Source organism: Marinobacter sp. DY40_1A1 (genome assembly GCF_016597815.1).
GTDB classification, from domain to species: domain Bacteria; phylum Pseudomonadota; class Gammaproteobacteria; order Pseudomonadales; family Oleiphilaceae; genus Marinobacter; species Marinobacter xiaoshiensis.
On sequence record NZ_VCHA01000001.1, the window covers coordinates 1 to 15,580 of the forward strand.

A 15,580-nucleotide genomic window follows, 5' to 3' on the forward strand; every position below is an offset into this window, starting at 1 on the left:
CGCGTCTGATCGGGTCGGCTGCGAGAGGCAGTGCCGGATAACAGCCAGTTTGCGTCGTCGGGTTCGGTTGCTCAGATAACCAAAATGGCGAATACGCATAAAGCCTTTGGGCAGAATATGCTTCAGGAACCGCCGCACGAACTCTTGTCCCTCCAGCCATTGGGTCTTGATCCGGGAGTCATCGCGGTAATCCTTATATCGGAACAAGATCCGGTCACCATCCATAGACAATAAACGCCCATTACTGATGGCGATTCGGTGCGTGTAGCGAGCCAGATAATCCACCACACTATCAGCCTGGTTCAGGCAGTGCCGGGTGTAGACAACCCACTCTTGTTGCATCAGGCCGTTGAGCACGTCATCAACTTCACCACTTCGGGTAACCCGGTGCAGGTCTCCGGCGTTCTCAGAGGTTCTCAGCAACGACACCATTCGCCCGCGAAAACGCCGGGATAAGGCCCGCACTGGGAATAGGTAGTCGTTTTTGGTTTTGTGCCAGTCGCCGGTGTCGGTCAACACCCCGCCGGGAACCAGGCAGTGCACGTGAACATGACGACTCAGGTTCTGCCCCCAGGTGTGAAGCACCGCTGTCATGCCCAGCTCGCCGCCAAGGTGCCGGGTGTTGCGCCCAAACTGGCTGAGCGTATCCCACGCCGCTGCGAACAAGCAGCGATAGATCACCTCGGGATGGATCTGAACCCAGCCGTTCAAGGTATGGGGTAGCGTAAACACCAGATGGAAGTAAGGCACCGGCAACAACAGGGATCGCTGCCGTGCGCTCCATTGTTCCGTCGCACGCCCCTGACATTGCGGGCAATGCCGATCCCGGCAGCCGTAATAGCAGATAGAACGGGCCTCGCAATGATCACAACGCATCTCCATACCGCCCATGCGGGCGGTTCGGCAAGCCGTTAGCCGAGCGCAGACCTTGCGACGGTGACTGTCCAATGACTGACCCGGAAGGAATCGTTGCAGAATACTCTGGACGCTCAGTGTGGCTGTCATCCTGCACCTCCGAGACCCGCGATCAGGTCTGCAGGACCACGGTTCTGAGGTGTTGCCCCTGGCAACCAATGCAAATAACGCTGGGTACTGCGCAGATCGCTATGACCCAGGAGTCGTTGCAACTCATGGAGAGGAACGCCCTGTTCTAACTGATGGGTGGCATAGGCGTGGCGCAGGGCATGAATACCTCCGCACTTCTGAATGCCGCTGACGCGCTTGGCCTGGTGGTACACCTTCTGGGGTGTGGTGATATGAAGATGCTTGTCTGGCAGCAATTCACTGGGAAATAGCCAGGGCATGGGTCGACAGGTCCGCCAATACTGACGAAGCACCTGGAGCAATCCGGGGGCCAGGGGCACCATCCGGTCCTTGGCTCCCTTACCTTGAGCAACTCGAAGCAGGTGACGCTCACCATCAACATCCTTCACCTGCAACGCCACCGCTTCACTGACGCGCAAACCGCAACCGTAGGTGATGGACAGTAAGGCACGATGCTTGGGGTTGGAGACCGCGGACAGTATACGAGCGACCTCCTGTCGGGTCAGCAGTTCCGGAATGCGCTGAGGGCGCTTGGGTAAGACCAGTGTCACATCGAAGTGCGCCCAGTGCAGCACCTGCAAATACAGAAATCGAATGCCATGCAAATAGACGCGACAACTGGCCGGTGACAGGGAACGCTCCTGAACCAGATAGTTGAAATAGGCTTGTAAGTCATCGACCTTCAGCTGATCGGGCGAACGCCGATAATAACGGGCCAGCGCAGTGACGACATACAGATAGCTGTGCTGGGTTCGGGGGGAAAAGCCATGTTGGCACATGGCCTGGATCATGGTCTGACGTAGGGGTGTCATGACGGATTCTCCTCTTCTGAATAGCCCACTTGGGCTAATCAAAAGTATCCGTCAGTCCTCCCAGCTTCGCAGGAAATGTGCGGGCGAAATCGCTACCGCGAAGCGGTTTAGTTCAACAAGGATTGGATAGCATGACGACTCTATCTTTTATGCCTCTGAAACAAGGGGCTGTGGTGGATTCCGGGCATCGTTTTGATGCCAGTCGCCACTGGGCCGCCTCCCTCACACTGGGGTTCTGTGCCCGCGCAGACGGTGATGTCAGCATCACCCGCATGACGACAGCTCGCCACTATGGCCCCCTGCGGGTTCAACGGCCGTTTTATCCTGAAGGACGTGATGGCTGCTGCCACGTTTATCTTTTACACCCGCCAGGCGGCGTAGCCAGTGGGGATTCGCTCAATATAGATGTCAATGTCGGGGAGGGGGCTCACACCCTGTTAACTACACCCGCCGCGAACAAACTTTATAGAGCCGACAGCAACGGTGTCGCCTGGAGCCAGCACACCCAGCTTAAAGTGGCTAATGGTGGGACGTTGGAGTGGCTGCCCCAGGAAACTCTGGCTTTTGATGGCTCCCGAGGTGAGCAAACTCTCATTATTGATCTGCAAGACAACGCCAAATGCCTGGGCTGGGAGATTCTCGGCCTTGGTCGCCCGGCGAGCGAATTGCCGTTTGCAAGCGGCTATCTGGAGCAAGGCTTTAAACTCACCCGAAATGGCCGGCCGCTGTGGCTGGAACGCCAACGCATTGATCCTGGCCATCCGCGGTTTACCGGCAAATGGGGCCAAGGCGGCGCCACGGTTCACGCCACCATGTGGGCGGTAGGGCTGAGCGATCCTGAAGAAGCTGTTCAAGCGCTGCGAGAGCACATGCAGGCGTCCAGTCACTGGGCTGTTACCTGTCGTCGCGGAGTGATTTTGCTGCGCTATCTGGGCACTGAACGTAATCAGGTGTGGGATCTGTTTCAGCAGGCGCGGGATCTGCTCCGGCCGCGCCTTACAGGCCACAAGGCTATTGTACCGAGGATCTGGCTGACCTGACTGCTCATGCTGAAGCTGTCGTACGGGTACAGGCCACTAACACAATAATATCGACAACAACGGAGTTAGTGATGGAATTAGCACCAAGAGATAAAGACAAACTGCTGCTGTTCACCGCTGGCCTGCTCGCTGAACGCCGTAAGGAAAAAGGCCTCAAATTAAACTACCCGGAATCAGTCGCGCTGATCAGTTGCGCCATTATGGAAGGTGCCCGCGAAGGTCGTACTGTGGCGGATATGATGAGTGCCGGCCGCGAAATACTGACCCGTGACGATGTGATGGAAGGCGTTGCCGAGATGGTTCAGTCCGTTCAGGTAGAAGCAACCTTCCCCGACGGTACCAAACTGGTCACCGTCCATAACCCCATTGTGTGAGGAGGCACGCCATGATTCCTGGTGAATATCAGTTGAAGAGCGAAGACATTGAGCTGTGCGTGGGGCGGGAAAGTATTTCTATGAGCGTCGCCAACACCGGCGACCGCCCAATACAGGTCGGCTCCCATTATCACTTTGCAGAAACCAACCCCGCTTTACGTCTGGACCGAAAAAAAGCATACGGCTATCGCCTCGCCATCGCAGCGGGTACAGCGATTCGTTTTGAACCTGGCCAGACCCGCGAAGTGACATTGATACCCTATGTAGGTTTGCGCCGCATCTACGGTTTTCGTGGCGAAGTGATGGGCCCTTTGGATAAGAACCCGAACGAGGGAGCAAAATCATGAAGATTTCCCGGCAAGCTTATTCAGACATGTACGGCCCTACCACCGGCGACCGTATTCGCCTGGGTGATACGGAGCTGTGGATCGAAATCGAAAAGGATCACACCCATTACGGCGAAGAGGTGATGTTCGGTGGCGGAAAGGTTATTCGCGATGGCATGGGCCAAAGCCAGCGCTGTGATGATGCCGTAATGGATACGGTGATCACCAATGCGATTGTTATTGATTGGTGGGGCATAGTTAAGGCCGATGTGGGGCTGAAAAACGGTCGCATTGCCGCCATCGGCAAAGCCGGTAACCCCGACATCCAGCCCGATATTGACATAGTTATTGGTGCCGGCACTGAAATCATCGCCGGAGAAGGCCAGATACTTACCGCGGGCGCTGTCGACACTCACGTTCACTATATTTGCCCGCAGCAGGTTGATGAGGCCTTGATGAGCGGTCTTACCACCATGATTGGCGGCGGTACCGGGCCGGCAACGGGTTCCGTTGCGACCACCCACACTCCTGGCCCATGGCACTTGGGTAAAATGATGCAGGCGGTGGATGACCTGCCTATCAATATAGGTTTTCTCGGTAAAGGCAGCGCCAGTACGCCAGAAGCGCTGGAGCAGCAGGTGAAAGCCGGAGCCATGAGCCTGAAAATCCATGAGGATTGGGGCGCTGCGCCGGCCTCGATCAGCAATGCACTGGATGTAGCGGATCGCTACGATATACAGATTGCCATCCATGCCGACAGCCTGAACGAGTCCGGTTTTGTCGAGGACACCCTGGCTGCCTTCAAAGACCGTTGTATTCACACTTACCACACAGAAGGTGCAGGCGGTGGCCACGCGCCCGACATTATCGTTGCCTGCAGCCTGCCTAACGTGCTGCCGTCGTCTACCAACCCGACCCGGCCATATACCATCAACACTGTTGATGAGCATCTCGACATGTTGATGGAGTGCCATAACCTGGACCCCAACATCCCGGAAGACGTGGCTTTTGCGGATTCCCGTATTCGTCGTGAAACCATCGCCGCTGAAGACATTCTCCACGACATCGGCGTGATCTCCATGATCTCGTCAGACTCCCAGGCCATGGGTCGCATTGGTGAAGTGGTCTGCCGCACCTGGCAAACCGCCCACAAAATGCGGGTTCAGCGAGGCTTGCTGCCGGAGGATCAGGAACGCGGTACCGATAATTTTCGAGTGAAGCGTTATATCGCCAAATACACCATCAACCCAGCCATTACTCACGGTGTTGGCCATGAGGTTGGCTCTGTGGAAGTGGGTAAGTTGGCGGACCTTGTGCTTTGGAAACCCGCCTTCTTCGGCGTTAAGCCATCGATCATCCTCAAGGGTGGCATGATTGCAGGCGCGGCCATGGGCGATCCCAACGCTGCCATCTCCACGCCACAACCCGTGCATTACCGGCGCATGTTTGGGGCTTTGGGCAGGGCGGCCGCAGCCACCCGAATGACCTTTGTAAGCCAGGCGGCAATGAACACAGGGCTGGAAGAAAAACTGGGTCTGAAGAGCCCGCTGGTGGCTGTTAAAAACGTCCGCCAGATGCGCAAGAGCGATATGAAGTTGAATAGCGCCTACCCAAAACTGACGGTTGATCCGCAAACTTATGAAGTTCATGCAGACGGCGAGTTACTGACCTGTGAACCCCTCACAGAAGTGCCACTGGCTCAGCGCTATCACCTGTTTTAACCGTTTGTAAGGACATCAAAATGCTTGAGTTAACACAAAGGCTGGATGGCAGTTCTGAAGGAGAGATCTACGACACTCTGACCCTGCCATACGAATTACGCATCCGGGGTCGGTTACGGGCCAAGACCGATAAGGGGCGCGACGTGGGATTGTTCCTTGATCGTGGTCCTGTGCTGCGTCATGGAGATCTGTTGCGCTCCAGTGGTGGCGAGACAGTTCGTGTTTGTGCTGCTGATGAGTCGGTCACAACCGCCTATATTGAAAATGGATTGCCTTTGGCGCGTCTGTGCTACCACCTTGGCAACCGCCATGTAACGCTTGCCTTGGGTGTTGAGGCAGACGGGCGCCACTGGGTCAGGTTTCCGCCAGATCACGTGCTGGAAGAGCTGGCCCAGCTGTTGGGGGCAAGCCTGGAGCACCATCTGGCGCCCTTTGATCCTGAGTCCGGTGCTTATGCCCATGCGGGGCGCGAGCACTCACATGGTCACGGGCACTCCCATAGCCATTCTCACCGTCACGACCATTCCCATGGTCATAGCCATGATGAAGAGCATAACCATGCACACTGACAGCCAGCCCACCGTGCCGAGCGACTTGGCGTTGCTTGGGTTGATGCAACTGGTCAGCCCGGCTTTACCTATAGGAGCTTTTGCCTGGTCGCAAGGCCTGGAAAGCGCCTTTGAAATGGGTTGGGTTCGAAACGAAGAGGAGTTGGGCGAGTGGTTGGAAGGCGTTCTTGAGGATGGCTTGAGCCGGTGCGAGTTGCCGGTGCTATGCAGGCTACACAACTGTTGGGCCAAGGGTGATAGCCGCGGACTTGCATACTGGAACGATTGGTTGAATGCCAGCCGGGAAACCGCCGAATTGAGTGACGAAGGAACGCGGTTAGGGCTGGCATTGCTTCGCCTGCTGACCAGTTTGAAGCTTGAGCCGCAGGCTGACCAGCTGCCGGAAGAGCCGGATTACGTGACGGTGTTTGCCTGGACGGCTTTCCAGCGACAAGTGCCAGTGCGCCATAGCATGCTCGGGTTTGTGTGGGGGTGGCTTGAAAATCAGCTCGCCGTTGCCTGTAAGGCAATGCCTTTGGGGCACACTGCAGCGCAACGCCTGAACGAACAGCTACGCCCGAAACTGGTGGCGGCGGTTGAAAGCGCACTGTCGCTACCTGACCAACAAATGGGCCCCATTCTGCCAGGGCTGGCGCTTGGCAGTGCCCAGCATGAAACCCAATATTCAAGACTATTCCGAAGCTGATTGCTTTGAGTACACAGAGGGACAAACAACGATGAAACATTGTTTACGAGTAGGCGTTGGTGGGCCGGTAGGTTCCGGAAAAACGGCCCTGTTGCGGCAGCTGTGCAGTGCTTTGAAAGATCACTACGACATAGCGGTAGTCACCAACGACATCTACACCCGTGAAGATGCCGACTTCCTGCTGAAACACGAGGCGCTGCCTGCAGACCGTATTTTGGGGGTAGAAACCGGGGGGTGCCCGCACACGGCTATCCGTGAAGATGCGTCCATGAACCTGGCGGCCATTGATGACCTACAGGCGCGCCATCCAAATCTGGAGCTTGTATTGGTGGAATCTGGTGGCGACAACCTCGCAGCTACGTTCAGCCCGGAGCTGTCGGATTTGACCCTGTACGTTATCGATGTTGCGGCTGGCGACAAAATTCCACGCAAAGGCGGCCCCGGCATCACGAAGTCAGACCTGCTGATCATCAACAAGATCGACATCGCTGAATACGTACATGCTTCGCTGGATGTGATGGAGCGGGATTCCAGAAAAATGCGAGGTGATCGTCCCTTCGTATTCACCAATCTGTACGACGGTGTTGGCCTTGAAGAGATAATCAGCTTCATTCTGAAACAGGGCATGCTGCCCGAACGTCGACCTGAAAAACTCACCGATACCGCCTGAGTGCACACAAGCCTGACAATAAACGCAGAGAATAGACGGAGAGTACTATGACCAGAATAACCAAGTTGCTGATGACCGTTGGCTTGATGTTGACTGCTACCCTCGCTGTGGCGCACACGGGTGAGGCTAACCACACCCATAGCGGTTTTCTCAGCGGATTGTTGCACCCGATGTTGGGCATAGACCATTTGTTGGCCATGGCCGCCATTGGTTTCTGGAGCGTTCGACAGAACCGGGTCATGAAAAACGCAATACCGTTATTTGTAGTGGGAGGCATGGTGTTGGGCGCAGCTATCGCCTGGGGTGGTGTTAGCCTGGTGGGTGTGGAAACCGGCATTGCCATGTCGGTGCTCCTGGCCGGAGTGCTGATTGCCACCATGGCAAAACTGCCAACGGCTGTCGGGGGCGCTTTGGTTGCTCTGTTCATGATCACCCACGGTTATGCGCACGGCACTGAAATGGCTGCAGGCTCCAGTTTGGTGGCATACATGGCCGGCTTCGTTGTGGCTACTCTGGCGATTACCTTTGTGGGGCGTGGTTTGGGAACCTTGATGTTGAAGGCCGATAACCGTGTTACCCGTGCATTGGGTGGAGTGGTTGCTGTTGTAGGCGGTGTTTTGGCTGCAGGCTGATGTCTTTGGATAGTTAAAGCATTCCAGCCACACTAAAAAGCCCGCCGGGGATATCCTCGGCGGGCTTTTTTTGTCTGCGGTTTAGCTGGGCGCTTTAAGGGTTCTTGATGTATGCGCCTTTGCGCAGGTAGAACCACCAGTTAACGACCAGGCACAAAGCGTAGAACACTGCGAACCCGTACATAGCCACTTCCGGAGTGCCCGCCTGAATCTGCTGACCTAGCAGCTTGGGCGCAATAAAGGCACCGTAGGCGGCTATGGCGCTGGTCCAGCCAAGTACCGGGCCCTTCTGCTGCTGGTTAAAGATATAACCAATGCTGCGGAAGGTAGAGCCGTTGCCGATGCCGCTGGCCGCGAACATCACAATGAACAGGATCAGGAACAGGGCAAAGTAGCTGTTGGGGTCGGTGGAGTTGTAGGCCAGCATCATCACATAGCCAGTCGCTACAGAGGCCACCACCATTACCACCGAGATGATCTGGGTAACGATAGAGCCACCGAACTTGTCGGAAATCCAGCCACCTACAGGGCGAATCAGAGCGCCTACAAAGGGTCCCATCCAGGCCCAGGTCAGTGCGCTCGGTGCATTCGGGTTAACAACGCGGGTTACAGTGCCGTCGGCAGCCACTTCCATCATGTTGCCGAAGATAACGCCTATAGACAGTGGCAGCGCAGCAGAGAAGCCAATGAACGAGCCAAAGGTCAGAATGTACAGCACGGTCATCGACCAGGTGTGCTTGTTGCTGAAAATGGCAAACTGGTTCTTGATGTTGGGCTTGATGTCGCCGGGGATCAGACGCAGAAGAACCACAGTCAGAATGATGGTTAGCGGCAGGGCCAGCCACATGTTCATTACTGTGAGGGCCCAGACACCGATTACCGAGGTGAGAATGCCCACACCGTAGAGACCAAGTATTTTGCTGAAGGCAGACACAGGGTTGCCCGGGTTAGGGGTAACGACCTTGAGGTTGTTCATGCCAAACCAGCCGGCAAAGGCCAGGGGAATGAGGAATACCAGCCAGATAAAGCCGGCGTTCTGGATCCAGGTGTCGGTGCCGGCTTCAATACGGCCGATGAGGGTTCCGCTTGGACTTTGCAGTTGCATAGGGTCGCCGGCCAGGACTCCGAATATGCCGACTGTCATCACCAAAGGGATCAGAACCTGCATGGTGGTAACGCCAAAGTTACCGAGGCCCGCATTCATGCCAAGACCATAGCCTTGCTTGCTTTTGGGGTAGAAGGAGCTGATGTTGCTCATAGAGCAGGCAAAGTTGCCGCCACCGATGCCCGAGAGCAGGGCAAGAGCCTGGAACACGATGAATGGAGTATCGGGATTCATCAGTGCAATACCGGTGCCCGCAGCGGGTATCATGAGCAGCGCAGTGGTCAGAAAGATGGTGTTGCGGCCACCGGCAATCTTGATCATGAACGATGCCGGGATCCGCAGAGTAGCACCGGACAAGCCGGCAATCGCCGAAAGAGTGAAAAGCTGTTCAATGGTGAAGTCAAAGCCCAGGTTTTTCATCTGGGTTGTGATCATTCCCCACATCAGCCAGACGGCAAAGCCCATCAACAGACTGGGTATGGATATCCACAGGTTACGGGAGGCAATACGTTTGCCTTCCTTTTCCCAGAATTCATCATTTTCGACATCCCAGTGCTCGATGTCGGCGTTGGTTTTAGCCATAAGAATACTCCTCGGTTAGCCTGCCCGGTGCCGCATGGGGCGCGGTTTGCGGGCTTCTTGTTACCATTGTGCAAAGTGATGCACCTGACTAATCATGATATTAGTCAAGGAAAAAAATTTGGCAGCGAGGTGTGCCGGGACGCTTGATGCCCGATGCTGGAATTGGCGTTATTAATCTATATAAATCATGTGGATACAGCGGTGATATCACCAAGTAGGTAGCCATTTCGGGCAAAAGCGCAGGAGAGGTAGCCATTCATTTCCTGCGGTTTTTGGAATGTTTTGCAAGAAACAGGAGCCTGAGGGTGATCCATAGATAAGCCAGCGCCCAAGTGCCGGCAGATAGCCAAAGCAGTGTTGGCGCACTAAAGGGGGAGCTGCCTGCAATAAAGCGGCTAATGGCGGCGATAGCCAGAAGTGCCGCAATAGGGAAAACCTCGCTGGCGGGCGGCGGTTTTCGGTGGCTTCTTTGCCAGGCCAGCCGAAGCATTATGCTTGTAGACAAGGTTCCCAGTGCCCCAATAGTAATCAGGTGCAGGGCGGCTGCTGGCAACCAGCCCTGCATGAGAGCAATGCCTGTGCATAGAGCGCCAATGGCTAGCCACATGTAACCCAGGGCCAAAACCAGTAAATCAGCGCGTTCAAGGCAGTGCCAAAGCTTCCAGCGCAAGGTGCGAATGGCGATCAGCGCGGCAGCAGCAATGAGCAAACTGCCGGTTAGCAGATTTGCGGCTGGAAATGCCATGAGAAAAATGGAACTCCCTAGTACGAGGATTAATAAACCCTCAATTCGCGGTTGAACCCGCGCTTCCAGAGGTATGCCCTTTTTCTCCAAGGTGCCTGCAACCGCTGGTGCAATGAGTCGCCCTCCCATGAAGGTCATTAACAACAGCAGCCCAACAATGGCGGATTGCATAAGCGGGATTGGGCCAGGTAACCAGGCCGCGATCGGGGAATACAGGGAGGAAGAAAACCAGAATGCGAGCGCCAGCAGGCAGATCAGCAGAATCAGCGGCCCGACCATTTTGTTTCGCCATTTTTTCGCAGCGCTGAAGCGAGGCACCACGTGCCAGGCAAGCAATAGAGCGAATGCAGGGCCCAAAATCTCAGCCAGAAGGCTGTGAGGCTGGAAAATCCAGCTCAGCCTTGCAGCCAACCACAGACCAAACAGCGGATAAAGCAGAGTGGCAGACTGTGGACCCAGTGTGTAACCCGCAACCAGCGCCAGAGCAAAGCCGAAAATTAATTCATGGCCATGCCCGGAACCAAGCAATCCAGCGGGCCAGCCAGTACCTGACCAAACTGCCCACACAGTCAGCGGAACGGCAAGTGCAGCCAGTAAGCTTGCCGCCGGGAAAAACAACCAGAAGGCCTGAGACTTGTGTTTTCGTATGTTAGTTGAGTTGTTCAAGGTCATCCCGGCTAATTGACGGTTCAGGGAAAGGCGCCTAAAAAGAATAAGTAAAAGCCATCATAATATTGCAAAAGCTGTCCCGTGAGGCAACTCCGCCCACTCGAGAGCAAGGAGGTTCACCATGAATGTTTCAAACCTGTTAAAACTCCCGTTTTCCAGCAATGGGGGGTGGGCTGAACTTCAGGATAGGCAGATCTCCATACCAGTTCTTGCCTGGTTTGTTGTTGTGCCCATGTCGCTCATACCGCCTGTGATGTTGTATTACGCTGGCACTCACTACGGCAACGACTTCATTGCCGGCTTCGGAGACAAGGAATGGCGCTTTATTACCACCATTCTCTTTCTGGCGGAGCTACTGACGTTTTTTGTGATGGGCTGGCTGATACACAGTGTGGTTGAAGGTCATAAGCTGGAAATCAGTTACAACGACGCCTATTTGCTTGCGGCGATTGCGCCCTTGCCACTATGGCTATCGTCACTGGCGCTACTTGTGCCTGTGGTTATGGTTAGTGTGCTGGCGGTGCTGGTTGCAATGGCACTGTCCTGCACCCTTGTGTATCAGGGCATGAGATCCTTGTGCCACCGCAGTCCTGGCGATGTTATCAGTATGTCCGTTGCCTACACCGTAATGGCAGCGTCCCTGCTGGCATGGGGAGTATTGATGGCGCTGGTTTGGGCATATTGATTCAGTCGCGGTAAATCATTTGGCCTGTGGGGCTGTAAAAAGCCCCGCGTGGTCAACAAACTTTCCTCGTGCTCCATTTATCATTTCGTGCTTCATGGTGTCGGGAATCGACATCTTCTCGACGTTTTGCGGATTAACGGCAACCCCGATCAGTTCGCCCTTGGCAAGGAACTGCCCGGTCTTCGCATTTCGAAACTCCGTGGTTAGCTCAAACGACGTGTTGCCCACATGGGTGACGTTGACTGATATTTCCAAGGTGTCGCGATAGCGAGCCGGAGCCTGCCATTCAATGGTCAGCTTGACCACCTGATAGTCAAAACTGCTCTCCAGATCTGGCAACTCAGCGCCCACAATGTACAGGAACTCAGTGGCTGCCAGTTCAATGTAATCCCCGTAGCGGGCATTGAAAACCACAAGCTGAGCGTCGCATTCGCTATACCGAACCTGCATGAAATACCTGAACGGCTTGTCTTCAGAAGGCTTTTGCTCAGGTGTCTCCAGTGTTTTTGTCATTGTCGCTTTCCTTGTTCCTGCAAAAATGTGCTTACCAGGTATCGATCATCGGCCTGCGCCGGCCCTGCCTTGGCCCCGCTTTCTTCGCAGACTTGAGCCCCCGAATAATCCAGCTTCGGGTTTCGAGGGGGTCAATTACCGCGTCAATTTCCAGCGATACCGCCATGCTCAGGGCTTTACCCTGCTCATAGTGCTTGGCGACCAGCTTATCAAATAGAGCTTTTTGCGCGGCCTCGTCGCCAGCCTTCGCAAGTTCATTCTTGTACCCCAGGCGTACTGCACCTTCCAGCCCCATGCCTCCAAACTCCCCGGTGGGCCAAGCCACGGTGAAGAAAGGGTTGTGGAAGGAGCCTGCGGCCATGCCCATAGCGCCAAGCCCATAGCCTTTGCGCAGCACAACGGTGAACAGGGGAATCTGCAGGCTGGCTGCCGTCACAAACAGGCGGCTGGTATGACGAACCAGTCCGGATTTCTCGGCCTCTGGCCCGACCATGAAGCCCGGGGTGTCGCACAAGCTCACCAGTGGCACATCGAAGGCATCGCACAGCTGCATAAACCGTGCGGCTTTGTCTGAACCATTGGCATCAATGGCGCCGCCAAGGTGTCTTGGGTCGTTGGCCATGATTCCCACGGGCCTGCCTTCAATGCGGGCAAAGGCCGTGACCATGCCGGAGGCGAAGTCTGGCCTTAGCTCAAGGTAGCTGTCGGTATCGGCCAGGGTGCGAATCAATGCACGAATGTCGTAGGAGCGCAGGCGGTTTTCCGGAATGCTTGAACGTAACAGGCGTTGGTCGTCGCATTGCCAATCAGCGGTGGCTCCCTGGAAATAGGACATGAGCTTGCGGGCTACCTGAGCGGCCTCTTGCTCGTTCTCTACCAGACAATCCACCACACCGTTGGCCACCTGCACAGACATGGGGCCAACATCCTCTGGCGCAAATACACCCAGGCCACCACCTTCAATCATTGCCGGGCCTGCCATGCCCAGGCTCGCGTTGCGGGTGGCGATAAGCAAGTCACTGGAACCGGCGAATACCGCGTTCCCGGCAAAGCAGCGGCCAGACACTATGGCAATGCGTGGCGCCAAAGCGCTTAACCTTGCGTATTGCAGAAAGCTGGGTGTGTGCAGGCCAGCGATCAGGGTTGCGTCATCGGTATCACCGGGTCGTCCGCCACCACCTTCTGTGAAGAAAATGACCGGCAGATGTTGCTCTTCCGCCACATGCAGAATCCGGTCAGTCTTGCGGTGGTTCATGGTGCCTTGGGTACCGGCAAGCACAGTGTAATCGTACGCCAGCACCGCACAGCGAGCCTGGTCTTCGCTGAAACTGTCACCGTTCACCGCGCCCACGCCCGTTACCAAACCGTCGGCCGGTGTGGATTGCATCAACTCCTCTGCTGACCGACGCTTGCGCTGGGCGGCGAAGGTGAGGGCACCGTATTCCATGAAACTGCCCGGGTCGCAGATATTGGCAACGTTTTCCCGTGCCGATAGCATGCCCCGCTTGTGGCGCTTGGCCATTACTTCCGGGCGGGCTTCATCCTGAGTCAACCGGTGACGCTCAAAGGACTCTGCCAGATCCGGGCGTATGTGGTTCAGGTCGACCGCTTTCTCGGTCGTTTCTGTGTTTTGGGTTCCCTCGCCAGGTTCGATATAGGCAATTGCCTGACCTTCGCTCACGTAGTCGCCATGTTCAAGTGGAAGGCTATGAACACTGCCTGAAACAGACGCTTGTATCTCATGCTCCATTTTCATGGCTTCAATAATGGCGAGGGTTTGGCCTTTGTGTACGTTTTCCCCTACCGCCACCAGAGATTTGATTAACTGCCCTTGCATGGGAGCTGAGGCAGCCTCTGTACCTTCCGGCGCCTCTGTTCCGGGCGTGGTGCTCTCGGTTTTTTGTGCCGGCCCAGTGGAGGAAAACAGGCGAGGATGCTCCTGCTCGCACTTGGCAACCAGCGCCGCCATCTGGTCGTCCACATAACGGGTATACACGCGGTTATCCGCAACATCGGATTGGGACAGCAAAGCCTGCAAGAAACTGATGTTTGTTCTGACACCTTCAACCCGGAACTGGCACAGTGCCCGGTAGGCTTTTCTTACCGATTGGGCGTAATCCTGTGAGCGGCTGTGCACGATAACCTTGGCTAACAGGGAGTCGAAATTAGGGTTGGTGGTGTACCCGTTGTAGCCGTAGGTGTCGACCCGAACACCCGGGCCGCCGGGTGGTTCGAATACGCTCAGCGTGCCGCCGCTTGGGCGGGTAACTCCGCTGGCGTCCAGGGACTCCATGTTGATACGACACTGAATGGCAAATCCGTTTGGTGCAGGGATATCGGCTTGTTGTAGCTGAAGACTCTGGAGGCTGGCTCCGCCAAGCACAGCAATCTGCGCCTGAACCAGATCAATTCCGGTGATTTCTTCGGTAATGGTGTGTTCTACCTGAAGCCTGGGGTTGGCCTCCATGAAGTAGAAGTCAGAGCCGTTTGCGTCCACCAGAAATTCAAAGGTACCAAGGCCTGCGTAGTTTGCTTCCTGTGCCAGGCGTAAAGCCGCTTCCAGAAGTCGATTTCGGGTGGCTTCGGAAAGCGTGGGGCTTGGAGCAATTTCAATCAGCTTCTGGTTGCGCCGCTGCAGGCTGCACTCACGCTCCCATAGGTGTACGGCGTTTCCAAGGCCATCGCCCAACACCTGCACTTCGATATGGCGGGCCCGCTCAATGAGTTGTTCAACGTACAGATCGTCGTCGCCGAAAGCGGCTTTGGCTTCACGGGCACAGGCGTGGAAATTGGCTTCAATATCATCGCCGGGCTGAACAATGCGCATGCCCCGGCCACCGCCGCCGGATATGGCTTTGATCACAGCTGAGGCATTGCCATTTTGGTTGGCAATGAACGCTTTAACCTCCTCGAGAGAGGTGCGGCCTTGAGTGCCGGGTGTAATGGGCACGCCACAACTCTGGGCAAGGTGCCGTGCTGCTGCCTTATCCCCAAGCTGTTCAAGCGTGCTGGCATCCGGGCCGATAAACGTAATGCCTTGTTGCACGCAGCGGCGGGCCAGTTCCGGATTCTCGCTCAAAAAGCCATACCCAGGGTGCAGGGCATCGGCTCCTGCCTCAATCGCGGCTGCTATGATCGCCTCAATATCCAGATAGGCTCTAGCACCTTTACCGGGCAGCTTGATAGCCTGATTCGCATGCTGGATATGCAGGGATTCGCTGTCGTCTTCAGAGTAGACAGCAACACACTCCAGCCCCATGTCCCCGGCTGCTCTGGCGATTCGAATGGCGACTTCGCCACGGTTGGCGATCAGTAGCTTGTTGAATTTCACTCACGCACCTTTTTGTTCTGATTGCTTTGTTCTGTGATTACCCGTTGACCCGCGGTTGTCTGGGCTTTGAGATAATC

At 55.7% G+C, this 15,580-nt stretch carries 15 protein-coding genes; 9 read left to right on the forward strand and 6 right to left on the reverse strand.

What is annotated here, in order from left to right:
• Together FFI61_RS00005 and FFI61_RS00010 are read right to left on the reverse strand one after the other, a co-directional pair.
• The coding region (locus FFI61_RS00005; protein WP_200368847.1) for an IS91 family transposase at window positions 1–1,005 on the reverse strand (1,005 nt) is incomplete at its 3' end.
• Complete coding sequence (locus tag FFI61_RS00010; RefSeq protein WP_200368848.1) at window positions 1,002–1,856, reverse strand: tyrosine-type recombinase/integrase; 855 nt, start codon at window positions 1,854–1,856, stop codon at window positions 1,002–1,004. The genes FFI61_RS00010 and FFI61_RS00005, both read right to left, overlap by 4 nt.
• A gap of 131 nt (window positions 1,857–1,987) precedes the next feature.
• Between FFI61_RS00010 and FFI61_RS00015 the strand changes: the two genes are divergently transcribed.
• The 8 genes from FFI61_RS00015 to FFI61_RS00050 all read left to right on the forward strand — a co-directional run bounded on the left by FFI61_RS00015 (window position 1,988) and on the right by FFI61_RS00050 (window position 7,873).
• Window positions 1,988–2,896, forward strand: a complete 909-nt coding sequence (locus FFI61_RS00015) for an urease accessory protein UreD (RefSeq protein WP_200202877.1) — start codon at window positions 1,988–1,990, stop codon at window positions 2,894–2,896.
• A gap of 71 nt (window positions 2,897–2,967) precedes the next feature.
• Window positions 2,968–3,270: an urease subunit gamma gene (gene ureA, locus FFI61_RS00020; protein WP_100638258.1), complete on the forward strand. Its 303-nt coding sequence runs from the start codon at window positions 2,968–2,970 to the stop codon at window positions 3,268–3,270.
• Window positions 3,271–3,281: 11 nt separating this feature from the next.
• Window positions 3,282–3,617, forward strand: a complete 336-nt coding sequence (locus FFI61_RS00025) for an urease subunit beta (RefSeq protein WP_200202876.1) — start codon at window positions 3,282–3,284, stop codon at window positions 3,615–3,617.
• Window positions 3,614–5,317 (forward strand): urease subunit alpha, encoded by a 1,704-nt coding sequence (gene ureC, locus FFI61_RS00030; protein WP_200368849.1) that lies wholly within the window; start codon window positions 3,614–3,616, stop codon window positions 5,315–5,317. Before FFI61_RS00025 ends, ureC begins: the two co-directional genes overlap by 4 nt.
• 20 nt (window positions 5,318–5,337) lie before the next feature.
• Window positions 5,338–5,886 (forward strand): urease accessory protein UreE, encoded by a 549-nt coding sequence (gene ureE, locus FFI61_RS00035; protein ID WP_200202874.1) that lies wholly within the window; start codon window positions 5,338–5,340, stop codon window positions 5,884–5,886.
• A complete protein-coding gene (locus FFI61_RS00040; protein ID WP_200369570.1) occupies window positions 5,876–6,571 on the forward strand; it encodes an urease accessory protein UreF in 696 nt (231 codons plus the stop codon). The genes ureE and FFI61_RS00040 overlap by 11 nt, the downstream gene beginning before the upstream one ends.
• Before the next feature lie 31 nt (window positions 6,572–6,602).
• Window positions 6,603–7,241, forward strand: coding sequence for an urease accessory protein UreG (gene ureG / locus FFI61_RS00045; protein WP_200203125.1), 639 nt, complete (start codon window positions 6,603–6,605; stop codon window positions 7,239–7,241).
• Between the two features lie 47 nt (window positions 7,242–7,288).
• A complete protein-coding gene (locus FFI61_RS00050; protein WP_200368850.1) occupies window positions 7,289–7,873 on the forward strand; it encodes a HupE/UreJ family protein in 585 nt (194 codons plus the stop codon).
• A 94-nt stretch (window positions 7,874–7,967) separates the two neighbouring features.
• Here the strand turns inward: FFI61_RS00050 and FFI61_RS00055 are convergent, their stop codons facing one another.
• Both FFI61_RS00055 and FFI61_RS00060 read right to left on the reverse strand, forming a co-directional pair.
• Window positions 7,968–9,560, reverse strand: a complete 1,593-nt coding sequence (locus FFI61_RS00055; RefSeq protein ID WP_200202872.1) for an antiporter — start codon at window positions 9,558–9,560, stop codon at window positions 7,968–7,970.
• A gap of 256 nt (window positions 9,561–9,816) precedes the next feature.
• Window positions 9,817–10,977 (reverse strand): NnrS family protein, encoded by a 1,161-nt coding sequence (locus FFI61_RS00060; RefSeq protein ID WP_200368851.1) that lies wholly within the window; start codon window positions 10,975–10,977, stop codon window positions 9,817–9,819.
• A 118-nt stretch (window positions 10,978–11,095) separates the two neighbouring features.
• On the opposite strand from FFI61_RS00060, the gene FFI61_RS00065 reads away from it, so the two are divergent.
• On the forward strand, window positions 11,096–11,659 hold the full coding sequence (locus FFI61_RS00065) for a Yip1 family protein (RefSeq protein ID WP_200202870.1): 564 nt from the start codon (window positions 11,096–11,098) through the stop codon (window positions 11,657–11,659).
• A gap of 15 nt (window positions 11,660–11,674) precedes the next feature.
• Here the strand turns inward: FFI61_RS00065 and FFI61_RS00070 are convergent, their stop codons facing one another.
• Entirely contained in the window at window positions 11,675–12,172 is a 498-nt protein-coding gene (locus FFI61_RS00070) for an acyl-CoA thioesterase (protein WP_200202869.1), read from the reverse strand.
• 31 nt (window positions 12,173–12,203) lie between these two features.
• On the reverse strand, window positions 12,204–15,503 hold the full coding sequence (locus FFI61_RS00075; RefSeq protein WP_200368852.1) for a carboxyl transferase domain-containing protein: 3,300 nt from the start codon (window positions 15,501–15,503) through the stop codon (window positions 12,204–12,206).
• Window positions 15,504–15,580: the final 77 nt, after the last annotated feature.

What these genes read in the sequence shown, in the direction of transcription:
- FFI61_RS00010 (WP_200368848.1), bottom strand. Translation starts at nt 1,856, where the DNA reads ATGACACCCCTACGTCAGACCATGATCCAGGCCATGTGCCAACATGGC.
- FFI61_RS00015 (WP_200202877.1), top strand. Translation starts at nt 1,988, where the DNA reads ATGACGACTCTATCTTTTATGCCTCTGAAACAAGGGGCTGTGGTGGAT.
- ureA (WP_100638258.1), top strand. Translation starts at nt 2,968, where the DNA reads ATGGAATTAGCACCAAGAGATAAAGACAAACTGCTGCTGTTCACCGCT.
- FFI61_RS00025 (WP_200202876.1), top strand. Translation starts at nt 3,282, where the DNA reads ATGATTCCTGGTGAATATCAGTTGAAGAGCGAAGACATTGAGCTGTGC.
- ureC (WP_200368849.1), top strand. Translation starts at nt 3,614, where the DNA reads ATGAAGATTTCCCGGCAAGCTTATTCAGACATGTACGGCCCTACCACC.
- ureE (WP_200202874.1), top strand. Translation starts at nt 5,338, where the DNA reads ATGCTTGAGTTAACACAAAGGCTGGATGGCAGTTCTGAAGGAGAGATC.
- FFI61_RS00040 (WP_200369570.1), top strand. Translation starts at nt 5,876, where the DNA reads ATGCACACTGACAGCCAGCCCACCGTGCCGAGCGACTTGGCGTTGCTT.
- ureG (WP_200203125.1), top strand. Translation starts at nt 6,603, where the DNA reads ATGAAACATTGTTTACGAGTAGGCGTTGGTGGGCCGGTAGGTTCCGGA.
- FFI61_RS00050 (WP_200368850.1), top strand. Translation starts at nt 7,289, where the DNA reads ATGACCAGAATAACCAAGTTGCTGATGACCGTTGGCTTGATGTTGACT.
- FFI61_RS00055 (WP_200202872.1), bottom strand. Translation starts at nt 9,560, where the DNA reads ATGGCTAAAACCAACGCCGACATCGAGCACTGGGATGTCGAAAATGAT.
- FFI61_RS00060 (WP_200368851.1), bottom strand. Translation starts at nt 10,977, where the DNA reads ATGACCTTGAACAACTCAACTAACATACGAAAACACAAGTCTCAGGCC.
- FFI61_RS00065 (WP_200202870.1), top strand. Translation starts at nt 11,096, where the DNA reads ATGAATGTTTCAAACCTGTTAAAACTCCCGTTTTCCAGCAATGGGGGG.
- FFI61_RS00070 (WP_200202869.1), bottom strand. Translation starts at nt 12,172, where the DNA reads ATGACAAAAACACTGGAGACACCTGAGCAAAAGCCTTCTGAAGACAAG.